Raw genomic sequence first — 23,831 nt, forward strand, 5'->3', positions numbered from 1 at the left:
ATGCTGATCATCCCTGCAATTGACCTGAAAGATGGCAAATGTGTCCGTTTAAAACAAGGTCGTATGGAAGACGATACCGTATTTTCTGATGATCCAGTGGCAACTGCACAGCATTGGGTAAATGAAGGCGCGCGTCGCTTGCATTTGGTTGACTTAAATGGTGCTTTCGCAGGTACTCCAATTCATAAGCCTGTGGTTGAAGCGATTGCAAAAGCTCAACCGAATTTACCTATTCAAATTGGTGGCGGTATTCGCTCACTCGAAACCATTGAGCACTACCTAGATGCAGGCGTATCGTATGTGATCATTGGGACTAAAGCTGTTCAAAACCCTGAACTTGTTGAAGAAGCATGTCAAAAATTTGCAGGCCACATCATTGTGGGTATTGATGCAATGAATGGCATGGTGGCAACAGATGGTTGGGCAAATGTGACTGACGTTAAGGCGACTGAACTTGCGAAACGCTTTGCGGATGCTGGTGTATCTAGCATTGTGTATACCGACATTGCACGTGATGGCATGATGCAAGGTGTAAACATCGAGCAAACCGTTAATCTCGCAAGCTATTCTGGTTTACCGGTGATTGCATCTGGTGGTGTTACCAATATTGATGATGTACACGGCTTAAAAGGCCAACCGGGCATTTTAGGTGCGATTACTGGTCGTGCAATTTATGAAGGCACTCTCAACCTTCGTGAAGCTCAAGCAGTTTTAGATGCTTAATTAAGTCTCTGATTTTGTTTTAAAAGAGGTCTACGGACCTCTTTTTGTTTTTTCCGATTCCAGCCAATGAAGTGTCATGCTCTCAGTCCCCTCGGCTTTTGCCAACAAACTTCCTCAAATTTCCCTAATCCTCATTACCATCATTTGGGGCGGGAGTTTTCTCACCGTACAATATGGTCTTAATTTTAGTAGCCCACTCATTTTTGTCGGTCTACGCTTTGCAGCGGCAACACTTGCTGTCAGCATCTTGTCATGGAAATACCTCAAAGGCTTAAATCGCCATGAAGTATTTGCGGGCTTTTGTATTGGCGCGGTGATTGCAATTGGCTATGGCACACAAACCATTGGCTTACAAAGTATTAGTAGCAGTGAATCTGCTTTTTTGACTGCACTGTATGTACCACTGGTGCCTATTTTGATGTGGCTTTGCTTTAAGCACCGTCCACACCTTATGACATGGTTAGGCGTACTCTGCGCATTTGTTGGCTTGGTGTTTTTAACAGGTAATGGCTTTGGTGCGATTCGACTCAATGCCGGGCAAATCATCACGCTTTTAGGCTCCATTGCTATCGCATTTGAAATTATTCTGATCAGCTATTTTGCCAACACTGTGAATTTACGACGCGTCACGGTATTACAACTGGCTTTTGCCTCTTTATTGTGTTTTATGATTGCGCCTCTGAATGGTGAAACCAGCCTTCCTCAGTTTGAGTGGCCCCTGCTCGCTGTGCTGTGTGGACTCGGTTTAGCCAGCGCCGTTATTCAATTGGTGATGAACTGGGCACAGCGTATGGTTGAGCCATCTCAAGCCGCCATTATTTATGCAGGCGAACCTGTATGGGCTGCACTGATTGGCCGTATTGCAGGCGAGCGCTTAGCACCCTTGGCTTTAATCGGTGGCATGCTGGTGGTCATTGGCGTCATTGTGAGTGAATGGCGCCCGAAGTTTTTAAAGAAAAATAAAGACAAAATTACTGAAGAGATGTCTTAATCCTCAAAAACCGCCCTCAATAATGAGGGTGCTTTTAAGCGATATCCTTCATAAAAAAGACTTAAATTTAGAAGGACACCATCTTGCCCGGATTGACCATTGCCCCCAGCCCATAAGCGGTTTTCGCCATTGGAATCACCATCGGTGCAAGTGCGCGACCAAACAAAATGTCCTGATGCTGAATACTGGTGAGCATTTTAAAGTCATCGGCATTGCCACAAAAATCATCGGCAATGGCTTTGCCTATACGCACGGTTTGCGCCACACCATGACCGCTCCAGCCTTGCACGGCATAAATCGGATATTTCCCATCGGACTTACGGCTATCGGCTGCGCCATTCATAGTTAAATCTGTGGTGCCACTCCAAACAAAATCCAGCTCAACCTGTGTCAATTGCGGGAACACATGCTTGATTCGGCCCAATAAATAATCATGGGTTTTTTCAGGCGTCCAGCAAGAACCCGTCCCTTCACCGCCAAACAGCAAACGGTTTTTAGATACCCCGCGATAATAATCAATTTGGAACTGTGTATCGTACACAGGCGCATCACTCGGCAGGATTTCACTCAAGTCCAGCTCTAAAGGCGCGGTAGTACAGACGTAGGTATAAAATGGAATGGTGGTTTGATTATGGCTTTGCAGCAGCTTAAATGAAGCATGATGCACCCCAATTACGGCGCTCTTACGTGCTTTAATCACACCGCCAGTGGTCGTCACATAAATCCCATCTTCACGCTCATCCACCGATAACACTTCGGTTTGCTCATAAATTTTGCCACCTTGTTGACTAAAACCATAAGCAAGGCCACGGTTTAAAGCCAGAGGATGAATATGCCCGCCGAGGGTATCAAGTAAACCGCCATAATAATTTTCCGATTTCACATGCTCAAACAGCTCATGCTTGCCCATAATCTGAGTATGGTCTTCACCCAAATATTTACGCGCATCTGCACCTTCAGTTAAACCCACCAAATGCCCTGGGTGTACAGCTGCGGTAATGTGCTGACGTTTGCGCTGTAGCTCTAAATCATAGTTCTGCGCAATTTGGTCAATTAAAGACATCGCCTCCGTCGAAGTGAAGTGCCATAAGCGTTTAGCCTCTTCATAACTAAAGTGCTCAATCATTTCCCCTGCTTCCCAACGCGCCAGCCCAGGGGTTAATTGCCCGCCGTTACGCCCCGATGCAGCACTACCAATACGGTTTTTTTCGACCAATACTGTATCTACACCTTGCTCTGCCAAATGCAGTGCCGTGGACGCACCCAATAAGCCACCACCAATCACCACCACATCACACTCAATATCTGCATTAAGTGCATCAAAAGCCTGCCATGCGTCTAATGAGCTTTCATAATAATTGGCTGGAAAATCAAAACTGCCGCGTGCAGGATTGAGCCAATTCCACTCCTTACCGCTTTGTACATTGACACTGTTTTTATATTCAACATCGTCTACAAATTTTGGCTTTGTATTCATTTTATTTACATTCCTATTTATCAATTCTGTTTAATCGCTATAGAGGCTTCGGCCACTTAATACGCACTACCAATCACAATATTTTGTTTTCTTAACTTTTTATAAGCGAACAATACAACGCCTACTGCCAACCAAATGCCACCGCAAACCAAGGCGTTGTGTTCTAAATTCACCCAAAGGCACATCAGCGTAGCCACTGAAAGCAGCGGTAAAATCAGGTTGAGAAAGATATTTTTAAGACCATGACGTTGACCATCTCGTACATAAAATTTCATAAACACGGAGAAGTTCACGGCTGTAAAGGCAATAAGGGCACCAAAGCTAATCATGCTGACCACAGTGGCTAAATCTAAACGAATGGCTGCCAAGGAAATCAAACCAATCAACAAGACTGCATATAGTGGCGTGCCCAACTTGCTATGGACTTGACCAAATGTGCCTTTATGAAAAATGCCGTCTCGTCCCATAATATGAATCAGGCGTGATGCACTGGCATGCGTGGCAAGCCCTGAGGCAAATGTATTCATAATTTGGGCGCATAAAAATACCGATTGGAATAGCGCCCCGCCCACGTACAGGACGATCTCAGGCAGCGCTTCATCTGGGTTGTTAAAACGGACATTGGTTGGAAAATACAATTGCACAAACCAGGATGCCGTAATAAAAATCACACCGCCCGTAAGCGTGGTGAGGATAACCGCACGCGGAATAGTACGTTTCGGATCTTTGGTTTCATGTGACATGGTGGTCACCGCATCAAAACCTAAAAAGCTAAAGCACAGGATTGAAGCCCCTGCGATGAGTGGCAAAATTGATGTATCACCATTAAATAGCGGTGCGAACGTCAAGACATGCGCATAACCTTGCTCACTCCCTACCCCTTGAATGACCAAATAAATAAAGAAGCCCATAAGCAATACAGGTGCACAGACAAAGATCATGCTTAAGTTGGCCAATAGATTGATACGAAAGCAGTTGATTAAAGTGACCAAGCTGGTAAATAAAATCACCCACGCCCAATACGGTACGCTTGGAATGACCGCTTCTAAATAAATACCTGCCAACAGCGCATTAACCAAAGGCAACATGATGTAATCCAGCAAAGAACACCAACCAACAAAAAAGCCAGTTTGAGGCCCACAGGATTCTGCCGTGTAGGTATAAGCAGAACCCGATTTATCCGAATGTTTACTAAAGCGCGCATAACTAAATGCAGTAAGGAGCATGGCAAATAAAGCCAAAATATAAGCCAGTGGTACACGACCATCGGTAATACCAGACACAATGCCAAAAGTGTCAAATACAACCATTGGCGTCATATATGCGACACCAATGATCACCACTTGCCATAAAGACATTTTTTTGAAAGAAACTTGCGCTTTTTCCATAATGTCACCTGATTATTCGTTTTATTAAAGTTAATTATTTTTTTGCAACAACTATGCCATATAATATAATTATAAATATTTAAAAAATGAGCCAGTAAATGCCAAAGTATTCCATTGAAACGCGAAATCTCGCCATTCAGATGTACAAAAAAACCGACTATAAAGTGGCGGTTTGCAAAGAATTCAACATCTCTCGAGTGACCCTAGATGCATGGATAAAACTGGAAGAAGAAACAGGCGAACTGCGCCCAAAAATAGGAAAAAAACGTGGGGCACCAAGCCATATTAAGGACTGGAATGAATTTCAAGTATTTGTAAAAGAAGTAAAATTTCAAAACATCAGTGATTTAATACCGCTTTTTGAGCAACGCTTTGGCTATTCAGTTTCTTATGCAGTTTTGGTGCGGGCGATTCATCTTTTGGGCATGCGCAGACGCCGTGGACGCTACTATGCCTAAGTCATTTTTGAACTGAAAATTTAAACTATTTTTAAGGTTTAAATTAATCCAATTAAATGTACATAAATGTAAAGTTAAATTTATTAAAATGTAAATTATTTATATTAAAAAAGTAAATAATATTAATAAAAAATGTAAGTTTAATTTATTAAAAATGTAATTTAATTTTATTAAAAATGTATAGTATAAAATATTAAAAGGTACATTCAATTCGGTAAGCTTCACCATAATGAAGCAGGCACGGGCTTCAAAGTAGCGCAGATTGAAATGATAAGTACAAAAAAGACAGCCTGAGCTGCCTTTTTAGAGGCCTCACGATATCAATGAGACCTTGTATACACGCTGTGATTGTTCACCCGACTTATTGATACATCGGCTTATTGTCATTCACTGTAATAATGCCACGCACAGCACGATAAACAATCCACACCCAAGATGCCCCAACCACAAATATACAAAATGCTGAAGCGCCTAAAGCGGTTCCAGCAAATAAGTCGGGATTATTTCCTGTGAAAAATAGGAACAAGAAAGGTACAAAAGCAATCACGTTCCAAATGAGGTACCACCAAAAAGTACGGATTTGCCAAGTAAAGTGACTTTCAAAAATCGAGCCTTGCACACTGTCACGCTTGATATAATTAATCACCAATGCCACCAATGCCAATATACCCGCCGTAAAAATTGCGACGATATACAACACATATAAGGCAATGGTTAAAGTACGGTTCGAATCTTGATCTACTGAATATTCCATACACGCCCTCTTCTGTCTTTATACTTCGTTTTAAAATGGATTAAATGGTGAAATCAGCCATAAAATCAAAAGAATGTTAAAAGCTATAGTACAAAAATAAATACGGCGAAAGGGTTGTTTTTGTGTTTTATGTCTCAGTTTTTGCTGTGCCAACCACGCAGCAGGCCACCCTCCTAAAAAAGCCAATAGATGTAAACTTTGTTCAGGCACACGTCGGTTGCCCAAACGCGCTGCTTCTTTGTCCTGCGCATAAAACCAATACGTTGCTACATTTACCAAACTTAAAGCCAAGAGCGCTATATCACTAAGTAATCCTGCAATACTTAAGGCTGCAATGGCCAAAATATAGAGCACACACAGTATTTGCATGGCAGAGATATTCTTGGGCATGTGTATCACATTGTCTTTGACTGCTGGCTTGGACTGTTGTACTTGACTGGCTTTAAGGTAAGTCACTTGCTGGGCACGAAAGCGCCCATGCTCATCCAAAACAACCAAATACTCCAAAGCACAGCCGACAATAGGTCGAGGGCCAGGGCGAGCAAAGTCCTTTATATGTAAAAACACCCGCTCTTTACTGCTGTCACTGGGTTGAATAAAGCCATAGCCTTGCTCATCCAACCATTCTACTAAACGCCCTTGATCACGCATGACCACTCCCTTCAGCCTATCTTTAGGTCGTTACAAACTTTAAACGCTCAATTAACATATTGCGCATTTCAGCTGGGTTTTTCTGCAAAATATCATCCCCTGTACGGCCTTCAGCGGCATTTTTTTGTGCCACTTGCAAACGCATCATCCAGAAACGACCTGCAGCCATGGCCAAGTACAGCTCCAAACAAGATTTTTCATCCGAGGTTAAAGGGCGCACCGTTTCATAAGCATTTAAAAATGCAATGGCCTTTTCTTCATTCAACGCAACACTTGGGTATTCTGTACAAAAGTCATTGAGCGTAATCGCAATATCAAACAATAATTCGTCTTGATTTAACTCATAAAAGTCCAAAATGCCTTTGAGTTCATTGCCTTCAAATAAAGTGTTATCACGGAACAAATCGGAATGAATAAAGCCCTTTGGACGCTCTGGATACATTGCAGTTAATACTTCATATAAGCCTAAAAGGTTATTGAGTAGCATGGTATCGGCATCGTTTAAGCTTGGACGAAGCTCACGTGAAACCCCTAACCAATAGGCATGGTCACGGTAAAATGCGCGCTCTAATGGAAAACCTTGTAAAGCCACATGCATTTTTGCTTGCGCCACGGCAATCTGTTTCACTTGCTCAAGTTTAGATGGCATGGGATGTTCCCCACGCATACGCGGTGCAATTTGCGCAGGCTTATCTTTTAGCGTATGGATGGCTTTCCCCGCATAAGACAGGGGCACGGGTACAGCTAAGCCTGCTTGTCCCAAATGCTCTAATACAGGTACAAGTTCCCCTGCACCTTGCTCATCCATTTCTTCAAAAATGGTTAAAACAAACTGCTGATCATTTTCACAGACAATAAAATAGTTGGTATTTTGAATTCCGCCTTGAATGGGAATCAGGTCCACAACATTTAAACCATAAGGTGTGGCGAAGTCCTGAGCTTCCTTTAAAGTCAAAGTGGTATAAACCGACATACAAAACCTGCAAAAAATCTTACATAAGTTTGATAGAATAACCGCTCCGACTATTAAGGTGTAGCATCTAAGTCGCGAAGTTTCATAATCGGCTGTTATTTTTGGAAAAAATTATGCTTGCTAAACGTATTATTCCTTGCCTCGATGTCGACAATGGTCGCGTAGTAAAGGGTGTTCAATTCCTTGATATTCGTGATGCAGGCGATCCAGTAGAAGTAGCGCGCCGTTATAACGAACAAGGCGCAGATGAAATTACTTTTTTAGACATTACTGCCACCTCAAATGGCCGTGACACGACTTACCGTACCGTAGAGCGCATGGCTGAGTCTGTATTTGTACCACTGACTGTAGGTGGCGGTGTACGTAAAGTGGAAGATATCCGCTTATTACTCAATGCAGGTGCTGACAAAGTTTCAATTAACTCTGCAGCCATCTATAACCCAGAATTTGTCCAAGAAGCATCGCAGCGTTTTGGCGCACAGTGCATTGTGGTTGCCATTGATGCCAAAAAAACTGGCGATAATAAATGGGAAATTTTTACTCACGGTGGCCGTAAAGAAACAGGCATTGATGCCATTGAATGGGCGGTTAAAATGGCGGAATTTGGCGCGGGTGAATTACTCGTGACTTCAATGGATGCCGACGGCACTAAAGCTGGTTATGACCTTGCCCTCATGCGTCAAATCAACGACCGCGTGACGATTCCAACCATTGCATCAGGTGGTGTTGGTAATTTACAACATTTAGCAGATGGCATTATTCAAGGTGGTGCAGATGCGGTATTGGCAGCCTCTATTTTCCACTTTGGTCAGCATACCATTCCTGAAGCGAAAAAATATCTTGCAGAACAAGGTATTGAAATGCGTCTTTAATTGACTGCATGGCAACAAATATGATTAAAAGAGCATCTATATAGATGCTCTTTTTTTTGTCCATAATGTACTTAGACACCGCATTATTTATTACAAGCTTCGGTAGCTTGATCTTATTTGGCCTCGTTGCTTATGGGCTTAAAATGAGCCAAAACACACAATCTATCATCATCCTAGTGATGATCTGTGGTTTTATGTACATGTATTTATTTGGCTTAGACCTGTACCGTGAGTCAAATTATCAAAAAGCTTTAGATACACCACTTCAAAATTATACTTGTGCCATTTTTGTAAGACAAATTCACTTCAATATAGGGCGCAAGCAACAATATGAAACTGCTTTTCAATTCAAAACTCCGAATTCTAAATTTTTAGAATTTAATGGCGATCCGATTGCATTCAAGCATATTGCACAGTTGCAAACTTTGCAGGCTGGTCAAACTTATTGTTTTCATTATGCAAGTCAAATTCATGATTGGAATGGACGTTTTATTTTGACTGAATTACATCCATTCGCATTACTAAAATCAGAATAAAAAAAAGGAGCCTTTTCGGCTCCTATAAACCAAGAAAAACTACAGCACTTGGTTAGTGAATTTCAATATACGTCAATCTAAAATGCAGTACATTTTCGATAATAGGATTATAAAAACACTCAACTTAGAAATATTGACAATATTGAAGCAATTTATTGACCAATCACGACAAAACGATATTTTTAGACACCATTCGTCGTCTTTTCGGCCTAAGAGCGTAGCTCTTCAACAGCGACCGCCTTTTTATCTGCGAGCTGAACAGGAAAGAAACGTGTGACCGCTTGATTTAAAGCTTTTGAAAGTAACGCTGGCAAGGGAATACCTAAAGGATTCTTCTCTTGTAAATCTGGTGATGAGATCACTCTGGTACCCAACAGATAATCAAACCAAGGTTTGGTCACACACCAATTGGCATCCTGATTTGAGTTCATGTGGTGGTCATAGTGCCACGGAATTTTTTTCATCGCCCAATCTGGCTCTAAGTGTGCACGGCGATGGATATAGTAATAATTACCTGCAGCATACAACACGGCAAGGCTCATTCCTTTAGATACAGGATAAAACAAAGGTGCAAATACACCTACAGCAACTGCCAAAGACATGACTTCATTTTTTGTACGCCAATTTTTTAAACCTTCGACATAGCCATAATCTTCAAAAGCAGTTTTTCGTACTTCACGATGATGCTCCCAATGCGATTTCATATTGCTTGGTGATGGGCTCCAGCGTGGCCTGCCTGTGCGGTGAGTGCCATGCAAAAGATACTTATGTGCAACCCACTCAAAACCATTAGCAACCACGAGGCCCACAAGAAAACCTTTTAACATATATGCAACCTCCGATCTTTTATCTCACTATAAGCAATCAAAAAGGCTAGATATTGACCATGTTTTTAAATATCATTGACAAATTACGACAAAACCAAGAATAAAAAATGCAGCACCTTAAAGATTATACTGGCACTGTGTATGGTGGTCTCGGGCATTTGCTCTATACGTTTTATGAGCAACAACAGCTAGAGATTCCTTCCGCCTTGACTCAAGTTCAAAACCTAGAACGTTTCGACTATTCGGTTTGGCGCGATTTACTCAACTTACTCAATGAACAATTACAACGCCCTGCACTCGGGCTAGAAATTGCCAATGCCGTACAGCCCAAACATTTGGGCATTATTGCCTATATCGCCATGTCCTGTGCCAATTTAGGCGAGGCGCTGTATCGTTATCATGATTTTCACCGTCTGGTTTATGATGGCTCTCCCTTAAAAGTCGAAGGCTTAGGCGCGTATTTATCCATTTGTTGGTCAGAGTTGCCACCGAATATGTCCAACCAACTCACCGATGAAGTCGCGATTGCATTAATGGTTGGTTTTTTAAAGCATTTTATTAATTTTGAAGATCTGCACATTCATGAAGTACATTTTAGGCAACCTGCACCTAAGCATGTGGCCTTATATGAACAGTTTTTCCGTTGCAAAGTCCGCTTTTCTCAACCGAGTTCACAAGTACTTTTACCCATCGAAGAGTTGTCTCGCCCGTTTTCACACAGTGATGACACCCTGCAACAGCTCTTAATTCAACAAGCGCAAGCCTTACTGGAAAAGCTCCCCAATATCACCCAAACGGATCAATATTTACAGCAAGCCATATTAACAGGCTTACAAAAAAATCAATTTCAGATTGAAGATATCGCCCAGCAATTGCATATTTCTGTGCGCCAACTACAACGCCATTTACAACAACAAGGCAGCACCTATCAACAGCGTATGCAACAAGTACGCTGTATGTTGGCCGAAGAATACTTAAGAGATCCACATTTGGGCTTACATGAAATTGCACTATTACTCGGTTATTCCGAACAAAGTGCCTTCCAACGTGCCTTTAAACAGTGGCGTCATGTGACCCCACTACAATGGCGTCAACAGGTGCAATAATCACAACATAAGCTCCGTTTATCTTATGATTATTGTGAAGTGAATCACATTTTGATAAATATAATTCAGGCAAAACTCCACGCTGTCATACAACAAAAAAAAGGATCTTTGGAGCACAACATGAATAAATATATTGCGGAATTAATCGGTACATTTTGGCTGGTGTTTGGTGTTTGGTGTTTGGTGGTTGTGGGAGCGCAATTTTTGCCGCTGCCTACCCTGAACTCGGTATTGGATTTGCAGGCGTTTCTCTGGCATTTGGTTTAACGGTTTTAACCGGAGCTTATGCGCTAGGTCATATCTCTGGAGGGCATTTTAACCCTGCCGTGAGTATTGGCTTATGGGCAGGTGGTCGCTTCAATGCCAAGGACTTAGTACCTTATATTATTGTACAAGTGATTGGTGCAGTATTGGCTACATGGGTGCTTTACGCCATTTTCAGTGGTCAAGCGAACTTCGCAGGAACTGGTGGCTTTGCTAGCAATGGTTTTGGCGACCTTTCGCCCAACAAATATTCCATGATGTCTGCACTGATCATTGAGGTTGTTCTCACTGCAATGTTCTTAATCATTATTATGGGTGCAACTGACAAACGCGCACCTGCAGGTTTTGCACCAATTGCTATTGGTTTAGTACTCACCCTTATTCACCTCATTAGTATTCCTGTGACCAACACATCGGTAAACCCAGCACGAAGTACAGGTGTAGCACTGTTTGCAGAAACTGCTGCACTCAGCCAACTTTGGCTGTTCTGGATTGCGCCTATTGTTGGTGCTGTCATTGGTGCGGTCATTTATCGTGGCATCGCACAAGATGAACCTTAAGCAACACTAAATGCCCACTATACCCATAAAAATGCCCGTCATAGTGTGGGCATTTTTGTGTAAATTTAGCAGCGTTTATAAAAAAGGATTTTCGACTTCACCCGCCTCTGCACGTTGAATTTTTTCGGGTAAATTCACCTCAGCTTCTAAGGCTTTTACAACATCGTTTAACACTGCTTGCAAAGCTTTAGCCGCAGCTAACCCTGCTTGATCTTTGGTCAGTTGTAAGTTGCCATAAAGATTGACGCAATCAAGGTCATTTTCTAAAGTCAGATCATGAATTGCGTGTGATTCTGTGCCATTTTCATAAGGCTTAAACATGATTATCTCGCTTTTTATTGATCATATCGTTGTTATATCGCCATGCCTTCGACATGGCCCTGATTTATCCTAAAGCAAGCACATTATTTCAACAACTGCAAAATATACTGCAATAAAGTTTCGATTAGCTGACTAATGATCGCATCTTGTGTACTGCTGTTTTGACCTGTACCGCTATTCACGTCCGTACCACTATTTGTATTAGATACATTTGAACCACCAGCAGACTTAAACTGGCTTTGCATCGCATTCAGCTTGTCAGTTGCAACATCTTCTGCACATTGGCTTTCTGCATCCCAATGTGAATAAGCAAATTGGGTATTGGCTTTTACTCCTGCAGCGGTCAAAGGCAGTTTGTAAGTATTGCGCTTTTGCTCTTCAGTCAACTGCGGAAATAAATTAATGCCGAGTTGTTCTTCTAAATAGCAAACACTCACAACTTTCACCTGTAGCGAATTGTCATTCGGTGCATAGTAAGCACCGATCGTACCCGTTTTAGGTAAGTAGATTGCCTTATAGGTTGCCGTTGGAACAATCACCCCATTACCAATGGTTTTTAGTTTCTTCGCAGCAAATACTGGCCCAGTAACGACATACACATCTTGCTTTTGCTTTGTCACAATAGCGCGGGTCGCTTCTTCTAATTCACGCCAAACCTTTTGGTTATTCTTTGGCGCTTGAGGCACCATGTTGGCTAAAGAGAAACTGTCAAACTGCGATTCTGTGTTTGGCATATCGGCATTGGGTGCCATGTGACCACGATCATAACCCGATGCTTTGTAATCCGATAAAGTCGCGCGGTGTGCACGATCTACGCGCTCTTCTTCATGAAAGCTATCTTCACGCGGAATTTTTTGACTTAAACGAGAAGGTGTTAAAGCTTCCGCTACCCACAACGGCGTTTTAGACACCCCTGAATACATGACGTTAAAACCATTAAAACATAATGGATAACTGTGCTTATTCAAGCTGTCTTTCATTAAATAAGGGGGCACATCACGGTAAAACTGATCTAGGCATGCGCTATTTGAACCTGAGCCTGTATTAGACACAAACTGCTGAATTTTTTCTTGTCCAAATGCAATGGCAAAACTCCCTGCAGCAACCACACCCAAAATCGCTTTCACCCCATTTTGGTTGAATAATTGGGAAAGAACACCACCAGAACTACTTTTCTTTTTTGCCATTGCTACAACGATTACTTAAAAACAGATTATTTTTCTGGAGCTTAACAAGGGTAAGTCCGCCTGTATATGTAATCGCAATAGCATTGATGAAGTTTTATGCAAACATTGTCTAACAATTCACCAGATGATGTAACAGTTTGTCGCGCTTCTATATCAGTTTCATACAAGTCTTGACGTGATTAAGTATGTTTCATTGAATAAAGAACTTTGATTATGACATGGTAAGCCTACTTAAAATTCGAAGAATCGATTATTGGAGTCATTATGTATTCTAAACTTCTAGGCCTTGGCCTGATTGCTGGTCTTGCTAGTGCATCTGTATTTGCCGAACCTGCTGTACAGCCAGGTGAAACTTTGGAAAGCTTATCTAAAGCCAAAATTACCACCACAGTAAATGGCCAACCTGGCTCCTTAAATGAATTAATTACAAGTGGCAAAATCCAACCGATTACGACAGCACCTGCGCAAGGTGCTGACAGTACAGTGACTGAAAACACACCCGTAACCCAAGCCGAACCCACTGCAGAGACACCATTAAATCCAGCCAATGCTCAGGCGGAACTTCCTGACCCAAACGCTGAAGCACAGGCTACACTTTCATCCTCTGCTGATGCACCAGTTAACCTAGAAACGCCTGTACAAGCCACCCCAAATGCTCAAGCAACAGACGAAGCGTTGCAAGCAGCACCTGAGCAACCTCAGATTAATGAAGATGCCTTTGCCCAATAAAATAAAGGTGGCATTAAAAAACCAGAGCAAAGCTCTGGTTTTTTTATTGCTGATTACATATCAAATTTCAATTTGACTGCCCAACTCCACCACACGATTGGTTGGAATCTGATAGAAGTCACTGACTGGACTGGTATTCCGTTGCATTGAAATAAACAGTTTTTCTCGCCACGGCGCCATTCCCTCACCCAAGGTATGAATAATACGATCGCGTGAAATGAAGAAGCTGATTTGCATCAGATCAAAATCAAAACCTAATTGCGTATATGCATGTGCTAAGGCCTGTGGAATATCAGGTTGATCTTTAAAACCATAGTACATAAAAATACGATAGAAACGATCATCCAGTTTTTCTACCTTAAAACGCTCCGCTTCAGTCACATAAGGAATGTCTCGAGTGACCACAGTCACCATCACATTACGCTCATGTAGAACCTTGTTATGCTTAATATTGTGCAACATTGCATGAGGCACAATATTTGGCGTTCCTGTTAAAAACACAGCATCGCCAGGGACAAACTTGGTTTCGTCACTAAAACCAATACTCTTAATAAATAAGTCGATTGGCAAGGCATCTTTGGCTAAGCGGTTTAACACTAACTCGCGACCATCTTTCCATGTCATCAAAATAGTAAACAGCACTGCACCAATCATGATTGGCACCCAACCGCCTGACAGAATTTTTAATGATGTTGACGCGACAAACACCAAATCAATCAGCAAAAATGGCACCGCAAATAGCGCCACTTTCCACACGGGCCAACGCCATAGACCATAAGCCAAAACTGAAATCAGAATCGTGCCACAGAGCATCGTCATAGTGACGGCTACACCATAAGCGCTGGCTAAATTGGCACTATTTTCAAACAGTAAAATCAGGATCAGAACCGAAATAAACAATGCCCAGTTAATAAATGGCAAGTAAATTTGGCCACGTTCCACATCTGAGGTATGACGTACTGTTAATCGGGGCAAATAGCGTAATTGAATGGCTTGGTTCACCATTGAAAATACACCCGTGATCACAGCCTGCGAAGCAATGACCGCAGCGGCCGTGGCTAAGCCAATCATCGGATACAAGGCCCACTCAGGGATCAGCATATAAAATGGATTGGCCAAAGCTTCAGCATTACGTAACAGTAGCGCTCCTTGGCCTGCATAGTTAAGTAGCAAGCAAGGTAACACCACAATAAACCACGCTAAACGAATCGGTAAACGCCCGAAATGCCCCATATCTGCATATAAAGCTTCACCGCCAGTGATGGTTAAAATCACAGCACCCATAGTCAAAAAAGCCACATAAGGCTGATTAAATATGAAACTGAGTGCCCAATAAGGATTGGCCATTAACAACACATATGGCGTTTGAATCACGCTCCACAGTCCAAACACCCCAATAGATAGAAACCATGCCAAGGTAATTGGTCCAAAGAATTTCCCCATTGTTCCTGTGCCATGTCTTTGAACCAGAAACAGCCCTGTCAAAATACCAATGGACAATGGCACTAACCATTGATTGAACATTGGCGTTGCAATGCTGAGGCCTTCAATCGCAGAGAGCACAGAAATTGCAGGTGTAATGATCCCGTCGCCAAAAAATAGCGAAGCACCAATAAAACCTAGAGCAATGAGATAAATCTTTTTATTGTCATTGATTAGTGTGGTACGTAGATTTAAGGCCAAAAGAGACATAATGCCCCCCTCGCCGTTATTGTCTGCGCGCATAATAATCATGACGTATTTAAAGCTGATGGTGAGCATCATGCACCAGAAAATCAGCGATAGAATACCTAACACGGATGCTTCTGAAATAGCTAAATGTGCAGTAAGGAAACACTGACGCAGTGCATACAACGGACTGGTCCCAATATCACCAAACACCACGCCGAGTGCTGCTAGGGTAATAGCGGGCAATGCGGCTTTTTGTGCAGTACTTTGCATATTATGTGTCTTCAGTTTAGACAGTATTTTCGCGCATCATATCACCATAGAAAAAGTTTTTCTCTAAATCAATTGTTTCAGCTTGGCAGTCCCATTATTTTTCGCTATTATCCTCCGCGCAATAAGGTGAAGTGTCCGAGTGGCTGAAGGAGCACGCCTGGAAAGTGTGTAAACGTTTATAGCGTTTCGAGGGTTCGAATCCCTCTTTCACCGCCAGAATTTAAAATCCCTAAATGGTTTCATTTAGGGATTTTTTTATGCCTGATAACAAGCGGACAATAAAAATTAAAGCTATCCCCAGTAAAATCAATACACTCAACCATCCAAATCATCCAGCCCAAGCTTATAAAGACTGTTTTAATGCTCATCACTCAACTTGGCACATATTTAGCTTCATACACATGCAATAAAAGCTATGTTATGTTTAAAACATCACTAAAAAACAAGGCGCGAATTAACCCATAACATTTTATCTAGGCTGAAACAAAGACACTGCAGCATAAAGCAAGTACCCAAAACCCTGCTATTTTTTGGAGTGAGCATGAATAACAGTGCAAATAACTACGCCAAACAAATGAAAAATGCCAAACGTGGAGGCTATGTGCCGACCATCGCCAAGGATGTGAATAAACATAAAATTCAAAAAGCCCTCAGACTGATCGAACAATGGAGGCAACTGGCCAACGAACTTAAGCCTCAAATGCAGTTAGATATGGCCTTTACGCTGGAAGAATGTGCCCAAGACCTCGATAAAATCCTAAGACAAAAATAGCCCCTAATCCCTCTTCATACCTTGCCATAACCCGATCTGATTGGGTTATGGCCATAATATTTAAAATTAAAATTCGATTGGCTATTTTTTGGCTTGCAGCTTCAAAAAAAATCTGTAGAATGCAACCCATAATGCCGGCATAGCTCAGTTGGTAGAGCAACTGACTTGTAATCAGTAGGTCCACAGTTCGAATCCGTGTGCCGGCACCATTATCTTAGCCTCGCTTTTTAGTGAGGCTTTGATGTTTCTGGGCTTTGTATTTTTACACCTTTCTTGCCCACGCAAAACATACTGCAAACCTAACTTTCAAGCATCTTCAACATGTGCACTATGCGTCTTTTAGACGTCTTTACTCGCACTAACCTGTACATAGTGAACCAAGCCTTCTTCAAATAAAGTACGGCATAATTTTGCTGTCATTTGAATTTTAAACTGCGCTAAACCTTGTGCTGTCATATTTGAATTTAAAACGTGATGTGCATACTGTGCAAAGCCCGAAAAAACCTGCATGCTGATATTTTCGATCTGAACATTTTTAAATTCAAATTGCTTCAAATTTTCTTGCAAGCTATTTGCTGTTGGTAATTTTCTTATATCAACATCAGCCGCCTTTAACAAAGCACGATAACGTAATTGTTGCATCGCATTTAAATTCAAAAATTTCTCATCCACAATTAAATAATGGAAGCCCAAACGGCCTTTTGAATTTAAAACGGAAGTCGTGGATAACAAGAATGAATTTAAATTGCTGTGATACGCAGCATCAATGCACATCACAACATCGAAACATTTTTTTGGAAAGATTGAATTTAAATTCAAAAAAGAATCAGCAAATATTTCAATATTTGCGGTGGCTATGTGTTTTGAATTTAAAAGGTTTTGAATACGTTGAACACAAGCCTCTTGTAGTTCAACAGCTTTGATGGATGCAACCTGATACTGTGTATGCCAATGCCAAATACTCGCACCCTGACCACAACCCAAATCTAAGACCTGATCATTGGCTTGTAGTTTTAAGCTCTGTGCTAAACGATCTGCGAGTGCTTGGCAAGCCTGCGGATAAGGATCATCCACGGCCTGCCAATAGCCTAAATTGCTCCAAGCCAACAGTGCATCATCACCCAAAAACTTTGCATCAATGGCATATTTATGGCGTGGAATATACTGTTTAATGCTGTGAAGCCACTTCATAGATTTAATAGCCGAGTTGCGGTGCAACCTCTACTTTAGGTTTTAAGCCTACAAACGGCAATGGTGCACCCAAAATTTCTGCAATATGCATAGCTGAGGTTACTGCAGATTCTAAAATTGGCAATCCATCACAAGACCATGAGCCACAGAAAAATACTTTACGGGCTGCGCTCATGTGACGTTGTTGCAATTGCTTATTTAATGCGACTGTTTTTGAATCAACAACCGCACGTGTCAGCGTCACGGTTGAAATCACTTTTTTAGGATCAATATCCGTGACTGGACGCCAAGTTTGGAACACTGGCGTTTTACCAACCAAACTCGGTTCAATCGAATTCAACCATACCGTAAACTGCTGACGGGTAAATTTACGGTCCATCATATAACTGAGTACAGACCAATCTTTACGCTTTGGTGGCATCACACTACTGTCAGTATGAATAACCAATTCACCTTGCTCAAACTTAAATTGTTTTAACAACGCAATATCTTCAGCAAACTGAGTTGGCTCTAAAAACTCTTCAATTTTAGTTGTTGGCGTTGCCACCACCACACGATCAAACAACATCTGCTGAGCTTGCGTATTTTCGACCAGAACTTTTTCACCCTGCTCTTGTACCTTGGTAATAGCTGAACCACTCACTACTTCAATATTTTCGATTAGCTTAGTTACCAAAGCTGAAGTGCCCCCCTGAATACGCAGTAAGGCATCACCATCCGTCAATTGGCGTAAAAAAATCAATAAAGGTTTGGCTGGCCAATCCCCAATGGTCTTCGGATTGCAGGTACAAATGGTATACAGCACAGGCATCACCGCACCATGCCAAAACACTTCTTCAATATCATTGCGGTTAATAAATTCCGCCAAGGTAATGTCTTGATCCTTCGATTTAAAGAATTTGCTCAGCGCAGTTTTCAGTTGCAACATACCTTTGACCAAACGCCAACCGTACTGCTGAATACCTTTACGGTTATTAATGATTGGAATATTGCCAATACGCGTGCGCGAAGTCGTCAACCATGTTTCAGTTTTGTCTTCAAATAACCAACTGCATGCCATATAGGTACGCACTGGAAAAGTAGGAATACCCAAATGAGCAGCCAGACTGAGCGTATTTTTCCATAGATGCGGATTCATAACTCTTAAAGGTGCATCAATAATGCCACCTTCAAATTCAGTACTGTGACTATCCATACCACGCCCAGGAAGTGCTTCAAAAATTGTAATGTTATGTCCTGCATCTTTCAGAATTCTTGCGGCAGCAAGACCAGCCATGCCGCTGCCGATGACTGCGATATCCAATCTTCTATTCCATATTTGAAATTTTATAAAATTATGACCCATGCCAGCAGAAAACAAGTTATTAAAAACTGCCAAATTCTGTTGTTTTCAGCAGATGCCAGATCAAAGTAAACAAACATCGCGTTAACATTTCTTAACATTAGAAAATCAAGCAAATAAGTTCATGAATTCACTTAATTTTATGCAATTTAAAATAAAAAACCTTATAAAAAAACAATATAGTTTAACCATTTCTTAAAATTTCGTTTTACTTCGCTACCTGTTCTCGCTATCATTCGAAGCACACAAAAACGATAACTGTGTCACATATTATCATTCTAACAGTACGTGTGATGACGACAAAAAAAGAAAATACAGCGCAAACGATAAAGCCCCTGAATTCATTCAGGGGCTTTTTTTATGCTTGAGTATTATGTGTAATCGCGTCATCAGAACTTAGGCCTGAACCGGAATTTCACCAAATTTTCCTTGGTTGAAATCGTCAAATGCCTGCACGATTTCTTCTTTGCTGTTCATCACAAATGGACCATAACCTTGGATAGGCTCATTTAAAGGTTCACCTGTTAAAAGCAAAAATTTAGTATCTTGATAGGCCTGTAACTGAATCGCTGTTTCACCATCTTTAGCAAACATCACAATCGAGCTATCAATCACTTTTTGTGTACCATTGACCAATACTTCACCATTCAACACCACCAAAATCGTGTTATGGCTAGCAGGAACAGTTAAAAAAGTTTCATATTCTGCTTTGAGCTCACCATCCCATACATTGACGGGACTATAAGTTAATGCAGGACCATGATGACCACCAAATTCACCCGCAATGACCCGAATATGACCTGCACTCTCATCCATCTCAATACGCGGAATCTCGCCCGCGGTTAAACCTTGATAGCGTGGCGCGGTCATTTTGTCTTTGGCCGGTAAATTAATCCAAAGTTGTACCATTTCAAATAAACCACCCGCCTCAGCAAATGCAGGAGAATGAAACTCCTCATGCACCACACCCGATGCTGCAGTCATCCATTGCACATCACCCGCTTGAATTGTGCCACCACCACCGCTGGAATCTTTATGTGTTACTTCACCTTGATAGGCTAAAGTGACCGTTTCAAAGCCACGGTGCGGATGCGAACCTACACCATGTTGAGCAGTAGTCGGATCAAAACGATACGGCGCAGCATAATCCAACAGTAAAAATGGACTAATTGCCTGTCCCAAACGGTCATAAGAAAACAGGTTTTTCACTGGGAAACCATCACCCACCCAATGCATGTTTTGATTGCGATAAACGCCTACAACTTTTTTCATCTTTTAACTCCTATATATGCGATAGGATGAACATGGGAACTATCTTATTCTTTTGCTGCTCCGCTTTATAGATGCATAGCAATATTCATAATCTTAAAAATGAGATAATTTAATAAGCTTTATCTTATTATCTAGAATTATTTAGTGAATTTTTACCATATTTTACAAATAATCCTATTTATATGATTATTTTTCCTATCTACCGCCCTTACATTGTCATAATAATAGAACTAATATAAAAACCGAAATATATATCCCCACACACGTCTTTGCATTCCCTCAACACTGTGCAAAACACCAAAAAGGACATAGAAAATGGCTAAGCCTTACGTTCGTTTAGATAAAGACAACGCTGCGGTTCTTTTAGTTGACCATCAAACAGGTCTACTTTCTCTAGTACGTGATATCGATCCAGACAAATTCAAAAATAACGTGCTTGCTTTAGCAGCAGCTGCTAAATATTTCAACCTGCCAACAATTTTAACAACAAGCTTTGAAGATGGCCCAAACGGTCCGCTGGTTCCTGAACTTGTAGAAATGTTCCCAGATGCGCCTTATATTGCCCGCCCAGGCCAAATTAATGCATGGGACAACGAAGATTTCGTTAAAGCAGTAAAAGCAACTGGCAAAAAACAATTGATTATCGCTGGCGTAGTCACAGAAGTATGTGTTGCTTTCCCGACACTTTCTGCACTTGCTGAAGACTTTGACGTATTTGTTGTGACCGATGCTTCTGGCACATTCAACCATTTGACACGTGATTCTGCATGGGATCGTATGTCTCAAGCTGGCGCACAGCTCATGACGTGGTTTGGTACAGCTTGCGAATTACACCGTGACTGGCGCAATGACGTAGAAGGTTTAGGAGCACTATTTGCAGCGCACATTCCAGACTACAAAAATTTGATCCAAAGCTACGTGAAAAACACCACAAAATAATTTATTTTGCGGACAAAAAAGCGGTCTTTTGACCGCTTTTTTTATATCTATAATACTTATACTATGATTTTATCCATGCGCTTGATTCAAGCGTGTTCATTTTCATGATGCATTTTGCATTTCATTTGCCCATGGAGCCACGATGCATTCATTTGATGATTACTATTATTTTTATCTTGTTGTCAAACACGGCGGATTCAGTGCAGCCAGCGAAGCGTCTAACATTACCAAATCCAAATTGAGCCGTCGGATTTTAGACTTAGAAGCCCAGTACAATGTCACCCTCATCCAGCGTTCTACCCGTCATTTTAAAGTCACGCCCTTAGGCCAAGAACTGTATGAGGAATGCATTAAACTAATCCAACAGGTCGACTGCGCCAACAATGTCTTGCTGAAACAAAAAAGTGAACCTCAGGGCTTAGTCAAAATTAGCTGTCCGTCGGTGATGATGCGCTATCAAATCCGTAGCCTACTGAACAGTTTTTTATTGCAATACCCAATGGTACAAGTCGAAATGGAACTCACCAGTCGCCGTGTCGATGTTTTACATGATGATATTGATCTGGCCATCAGAACCAATTTTCAAGCCAATGAAGATTCCAGCATTGTGGTCCGCGACGTTGTTAAAACCACGCACTGCCTTGTGGCAAGTCCAGCCTTATTACAAGGACGTACTTTGCAATTCGCGACCGAAATTAGTGAATTTCCAAGTATTGTACTGGGCACACAAAAAAACCATTACCAATGGACACTTCACCATCAGCAACATGATGAAGAGTTGGTTATTCCATTAGAACCACGGGTCAAAAGCAATGATTTGGCAGGTGTGTATTATTCTGTTTTGGATGGTTTAGGCATTGCAGACTTACCCTACCTGACCGTTGAAAAAGATATTGCTGAAGGACGCTTGGTCCATATTTTGCCAGAGTGGTGCTCAAATGTCGGGACGGTACAGCTGGTCTATGCATCACGTAAAGGACAACGTTTAGTCATGGAAAAACTGATTCAACACTTGGTCGACGGCTTGCGTGGTCAAGCCACTCAAAGCCATGGCTATCTCAACTAAAATGGTATTTATCAGAACTAAAAAAACCGGCAATAATGCCGGCTTTTTTATATTTTAAACTTAGATTTTACCTACTAAGTCAATTGAAGGAGCAAGTGTTGCTTCACCTTCTTTCCATTTTGCTGGGCAAACTTCACCTGGGTGAGCGTGAACATATTGAGCAGCTTTTACTTTACGAAGTAATTCAGATGCATCACGGCCAATACCACCCGCATTAATTTCTACAATTTTGATTTTGCCGTCTGGATCGATGACAAACGTACCACGGTCTGCAAGACCATCAGCTTCAATCAGTACATCGAAGTTTTTAGACAAAGTCCATGTTGGATCGCCAACCATTGGATATTGAATTTTTTTGATTTCTTCAGATGAATCATGCCAAGCTTTGTGCGTGAAATGTGTATCTGTTGATACTGAGTAGATTTCTACACCCATGCTTTGGAATTCAGCATAGTGATCCGCAAGATCGCCTAATTCTGTTGGACATACAAATGTAAAGTCAGCAGGATAGAAGAAAACTACAGACCATTTGCCTTTCATATCTTGCTCAGACACTTCAACAAATTGGCCATTTTGGTAAGCAGTTGCGTTAAATGGTTTTACTTCTGTATTAATCAAACTCATTGTGTATTCCTCTTCAATCATTTCAGGGAGTGCTTATCTGTTGAAGCTAGAATACGAAAAACACCTAAATAGGTAAAACTGTTCTTTTTTATAAAAACAATCGAATATTTCGATTTATTATTTCTCTAACGACCTTCAAGATTATCTCATTTTCCGATATCAGCCTAAATCAGACTGTCTGATCGAATCCCATGCCGAACGCGCCAATTGCTCTTGATACTGTAGCGGTGAGCTTTGCACACGACCTGAAAGCCATGCGCGGCAGTAGCTCTCCGTTGCACCAATCACCAAAGAAAATAGCAATTCATAAGGAATATGCTCCAACACGACACGGTCCAATTGCTGGTCAATCCAAAGCAATAAATACTGATTGCGTTGCTGATTCTGTTGCTCAATATCGGCTTGGGTTACTGTGTTAAAACTGCTACGCGCTGTATATAAAAACCGTGCGAACTGTGGATGCTGCACAGTCCAAGCAATATAGCTGTGTATTAAAACCGCAAAACCTTGTTGTATCCCTTGCGCATCATGTAAAGCATGAATACGTTGCTGACTTTGATCTTGCAGAGCAGCAAGATAAAGCGCACGGACAATCCCTTCTTTGTTTTTAAAATGATGATAAACCGCCCCCACACTGGCACCAGAGCGTTCGCAAATCTGTTCAATTGTAGTGGTTTCAATACCTTGTTCTAAAAAACAATCTAAGGCTTGCGCCAAAATTTGACGTTTAAGTAACGCTCTTTTTCCTGAGTAAACCCGTTCCAGCAAGTCTTGTTCGTACATCGTTGTACCCATCTATAGCCCAAGCTCATCATAATCGGTTTATGGCAATTTGAAAGTGCTTACGCGTCATCCAAGTCATTTACA

The 23,831-nt window shown here is 41.6% G+C and carries 24 protein-coding genes, 2 tRNA genes and 1 pseudogene; 13 read left to right on the forward strand and 14 right to left on the reverse strand.

Features of this window, described 5'->3' with window-relative positions; all coding sequences use genetic code 11:
• Positions 1-723, forward strand: a complete 723-nt coding sequence (gene hisA, locus EXE29_RS11065; protein WP_120364682.1) for a 1-(5-phosphoribosyl)-5-[(5-phosphoribosylamino)methylideneamino]imidazole-4-carboxamide isomerase — start codon at positions 1-3, stop codon at positions 721-723.
• 76 nt (positions 724-799) lie between these two features.
• Positions 800-1,714 (forward strand): DMT family transporter, encoded by a 915-nt coding sequence (locus tag EXE29_RS11070; protein WP_120364681.1) that lies wholly within the window; start codon positions 800-802, stop codon positions 1,712-1,714.
• Between the two features lie 67 nt (positions 1,715-1,781).
• Here the strand turns inward: EXE29_RS11070 and EXE29_RS11075 are convergent, their stop codons facing one another.
• Positions 1,782-3,191, reverse strand: coding sequence for an NAD(P)/FAD-dependent oxidoreductase (locus tag EXE29_RS11075; RefSeq protein ID WP_120364680.1), 1,410 nt, complete (start codon positions 3,189-3,191; stop codon positions 1,782-1,784).
• A 56-nt stretch (positions 3,192-3,247) separates the two neighbouring features.
• Positions 3,248-4,579: an APC family permease gene (locus EXE29_RS11080; RefSeq protein ID WP_120364679.1), complete on the reverse strand. Its 1,332-nt coding sequence runs from the start codon at positions 4,577-4,579 to the stop codon at positions 3,248-3,250.
• 98 nt (positions 4,580-4,677) lie between these two features.
• On the opposite strand from EXE29_RS11080, the gene EXE29_RS11085 reads away from it, so the two are divergent.
• Positions 4,678-5,037: a helix-turn-helix domain-containing protein gene (locus EXE29_RS11085; RefSeq protein ID WP_106984256.1), complete on the forward strand. Its 360-nt coding sequence runs from the start codon at positions 4,678-4,680 to the stop codon at positions 5,035-5,037.
• Positions 5,038-5,398: 361 nt separating this feature from the next.
• Here the strand turns inward: EXE29_RS11085 and EXE29_RS11090 are convergent, their stop codons facing one another.
• Genes EXE29_RS11090 through EXE29_RS11100 form a run of 3 tightly spaced genes read right to left on the reverse strand, consistent with a single transcriptional unit; the run spans position 5,399 to position 7,415 of the window.
• Positions 5,399-5,791 carry a DUF4870 family protein gene (locus tag EXE29_RS11090; RefSeq protein WP_106984255.1) on the reverse strand — a complete coding sequence of 131 codons (393 nt, stop codon included), beginning with the start codon at positions 5,789-5,791 and terminating at the stop codon, positions 5,399-5,401.
• A 30-nt stretch (positions 5,792-5,821) separates the two neighbouring features.
• A complete protein-coding gene (locus EXE29_RS11095) occupies positions 5,822-6,442 on the reverse strand; it encodes a DUF1294 domain-containing protein (protein WP_120364678.1) in 621 nt (206 codons plus the stop codon).
• A gap of 22 nt (positions 6,443-6,464) precedes the next feature.
• Positions 6,465-7,415 carry a homoserine kinase gene (locus tag EXE29_RS11100; protein ID WP_117006619.1) on the reverse strand — a complete coding sequence of 317 codons (951 nt, stop codon included), beginning with the start codon at positions 7,413-7,415 and terminating at the stop codon, positions 6,465-6,467.
• Positions 7,416-7,528: 113 nt separating this feature from the next.
• Here EXE29_RS11100 and hisF point away from each other — a divergent pair, with 113 nt between their 5' ends.
• Both hisF and EXE29_RS11110 read left to right on the forward strand, forming a co-directional pair.
• On the forward strand, positions 7,529-8,287 hold the full coding sequence (gene hisF / locus EXE29_RS11105) for an imidazole glycerol phosphate synthase subunit HisF (protein ID WP_106984252.1): 759 nt from the start codon (positions 7,529-7,531) through the stop codon (positions 8,285-8,287).
• A 143-nt stretch (positions 8,288-8,430) separates the two neighbouring features.
• A complete protein-coding gene (locus EXE29_RS11110) occupies positions 8,431-8,823 on the forward strand; it encodes a hypothetical protein (RefSeq protein WP_130125654.1) in 393 nt (130 codons plus the stop codon).
• A 209-nt stretch (positions 8,824-9,032) separates the two neighbouring features.
• On the opposite strand, the gene EXE29_RS11115 is transcribed toward EXE29_RS11110, so the two are convergent.
• Complete coding sequence (locus tag EXE29_RS11115; protein ID WP_120364676.1) at positions 9,033-9,650, reverse strand: sterol desaturase family protein; 618 nt, start codon at positions 9,648-9,650, stop codon at positions 9,033-9,035.
• 107 nt (positions 9,651-9,757) lie between these two features.
• On the opposite strand from EXE29_RS11115, the gene EXE29_RS11120 reads away from it, so the two are divergent.
• A complete protein-coding gene (locus EXE29_RS11120) occupies positions 9,758-10,756 on the forward strand; it encodes an AraC family transcriptional regulator (protein WP_120364675.1) in 999 nt (332 codons plus the stop codon).
• A 120-nt stretch (positions 10,757-10,876) separates the two neighbouring features.
• Positions 10,877-11,580 (forward strand): annotated as a pseudogene (gene aqpZ / locus EXE29_RS11125) (aquaporin Z).
• Between the two features lie 75 nt (positions 11,581-11,655).
• Here aqpZ and EXE29_RS11130 read toward each other — a convergent pair.
• Together EXE29_RS11130 and EXE29_RS11135 are read right to left on the reverse strand one after the other, a co-directional pair.
• On the reverse strand, positions 11,656-11,901 hold the full coding sequence (locus EXE29_RS11130) for a hypothetical protein (protein ID WP_106984248.1): 246 nt from the start codon (positions 11,899-11,901) through the stop codon (positions 11,656-11,658).
• 83 nt (positions 11,902-11,984) lie between these two features.
• Complete coding sequence (locus EXE29_RS11135; protein ID WP_120364674.1) at positions 11,985-13,088, reverse strand: DNA/RNA non-specific endonuclease; 1,104 nt, start codon at positions 13,086-13,088, stop codon at positions 11,985-11,987.
• Positions 13,089-13,352: 264 nt separating this feature from the next.
• Between EXE29_RS11135 and EXE29_RS11140 the strand changes: the two genes are divergently transcribed.
• Positions 13,353-13,817, forward strand: a complete 465-nt coding sequence (locus tag EXE29_RS11140; RefSeq protein WP_120364673.1) for a hypothetical protein — start codon at positions 13,353-13,355, stop codon at positions 13,815-13,817.
• A gap of 60 nt (positions 13,818-13,877) precedes the next feature.
• Here EXE29_RS11140 and EXE29_RS11145 read toward each other — a convergent pair whose 3' ends face one another.
• Positions 13,878-15,758, reverse strand: coding sequence for a potassium transporter Kup (locus tag EXE29_RS11145; RefSeq protein ID WP_120364672.1), 1,881 nt, complete (start codon positions 15,756-15,758; stop codon positions 13,878-13,880).
• A 125-nt stretch (positions 15,759-15,883) separates the two neighbouring features.
• Between EXE29_RS11145 and EXE29_RS11150 the strand changes: the two genes are divergently transcribed.
• The 3 genes from EXE29_RS11150 to EXE29_RS11160 all read left to right on the forward strand — a co-directional run bounded on the left by EXE29_RS11150 (position 15,884) and on the right by EXE29_RS11160 (position 16,739).
• A tRNA-Ser gene (locus EXE29_RS11150) sits at positions 15,884-15,974 on the forward strand.
• A gap of 325 nt (positions 15,975-16,299) precedes the next feature.
• The gene (locus EXE29_RS11155) at positions 16,300-16,530 is read left to right on the forward strand and encodes a hypothetical protein (protein ID WP_106984244.1); all 231 of its coding nucleotides are present in this window, start codon (positions 16,300-16,302) and stop codon (positions 16,528-16,530) included.
• Between the two features lie 133 nt (positions 16,531-16,663).
• Positions 16,664-16,739: transfer RNA gene (locus EXE29_RS11160), tRNA-Thr, on the forward strand.
• A 130-nt stretch (positions 16,740-16,869) separates the two neighbouring features.
• On the opposite strand, the gene EXE29_RS11165 is transcribed toward EXE29_RS11160, so the two are convergent.
• From EXE29_RS11165 to EXE29_RS11175, 3 genes are all read right to left on the reverse strand, one after another.
• Positions 16,870-17,721, reverse strand: a complete 852-nt coding sequence (locus EXE29_RS11165) for an SAM-dependent methyltransferase (protein ID WP_120364671.1) — start codon at positions 17,719-17,721, stop codon at positions 16,870-16,872.
• A gap of 4 nt (positions 17,722-17,725) precedes the next feature.
• Positions 17,726-19,024, reverse strand: coding sequence for an FAD-dependent oxidoreductase (locus EXE29_RS11170; protein WP_194229665.1), 1,299 nt, complete (start codon positions 19,022-19,024; stop codon positions 17,726-17,728).
• Positions 19,025-19,459: 435 nt separating this feature from the next.
• Positions 19,460-20,335 carry a pirin family protein gene (locus tag EXE29_RS11175; protein ID WP_117006598.1) on the reverse strand — a complete coding sequence of 292 codons (876 nt, stop codon included), beginning with the start codon at positions 20,333-20,335 and terminating at the stop codon, positions 19,460-19,462.
• A gap of 315 nt (positions 20,336-20,650) precedes the next feature.
• On the opposite strand from EXE29_RS11175, the gene ycaC reads away from it, so the two are divergent.
• Both ycaC and EXE29_RS11185 read left to right on the forward strand, forming a co-directional pair.
• Positions 20,651-21,274 carry an isochorismate family cysteine hydrolase YcaC gene (gene ycaC / locus EXE29_RS11180; RefSeq protein WP_120364670.1) on the forward strand — a complete coding sequence of 208 codons (624 nt, stop codon included), beginning with the start codon at positions 20,651-20,653 and terminating at the stop codon, positions 21,272-21,274.
• 142 nt (positions 21,275-21,416) lie between these two features.
• The gene (locus tag EXE29_RS11185) at positions 21,417-22,340 is read left to right on the forward strand and encodes a LysR substrate-binding domain-containing protein (protein ID WP_120364669.1); all 924 of its coding nucleotides are present in this window, start codon (positions 21,417-21,419) and stop codon (positions 22,338-22,340) included.
• Between the two features lie 60 nt (positions 22,341-22,400).
• On the opposite strand, the gene ahpC is transcribed toward EXE29_RS11185, so the two are convergent.
• Positions 22,401-22,964, reverse strand: a complete 564-nt coding sequence (ahpC, locus tag EXE29_RS11190; RefSeq protein ID WP_120364668.1) for an alkyl hydroperoxide reductase subunit C — start codon at positions 22,962-22,964, stop codon at positions 22,401-22,403.
• 159 nt (positions 22,965-23,123) lie between these two features.
• Positions 23,124-23,759, reverse strand: a complete 636-nt coding sequence (locus EXE29_RS11195) for a TetR/AcrR family transcriptional regulator (protein ID WP_228198785.1) — start codon at positions 23,757-23,759, stop codon at positions 23,124-23,126.
• Between the last annotated feature and the right edge of the window lie 72 nt (positions 23,760-23,831).

The sequence above is a fragment of the Acinetobacter sp. WCHAc060006 genome (assembly GCF_004209135.1).
In the GTDB taxonomy this organism is placed as follows: domain Bacteria; phylum Pseudomonadota; class Gammaproteobacteria; order Pseudomonadales; family Moraxellaceae; genus Acinetobacter; species Acinetobacter cumulans.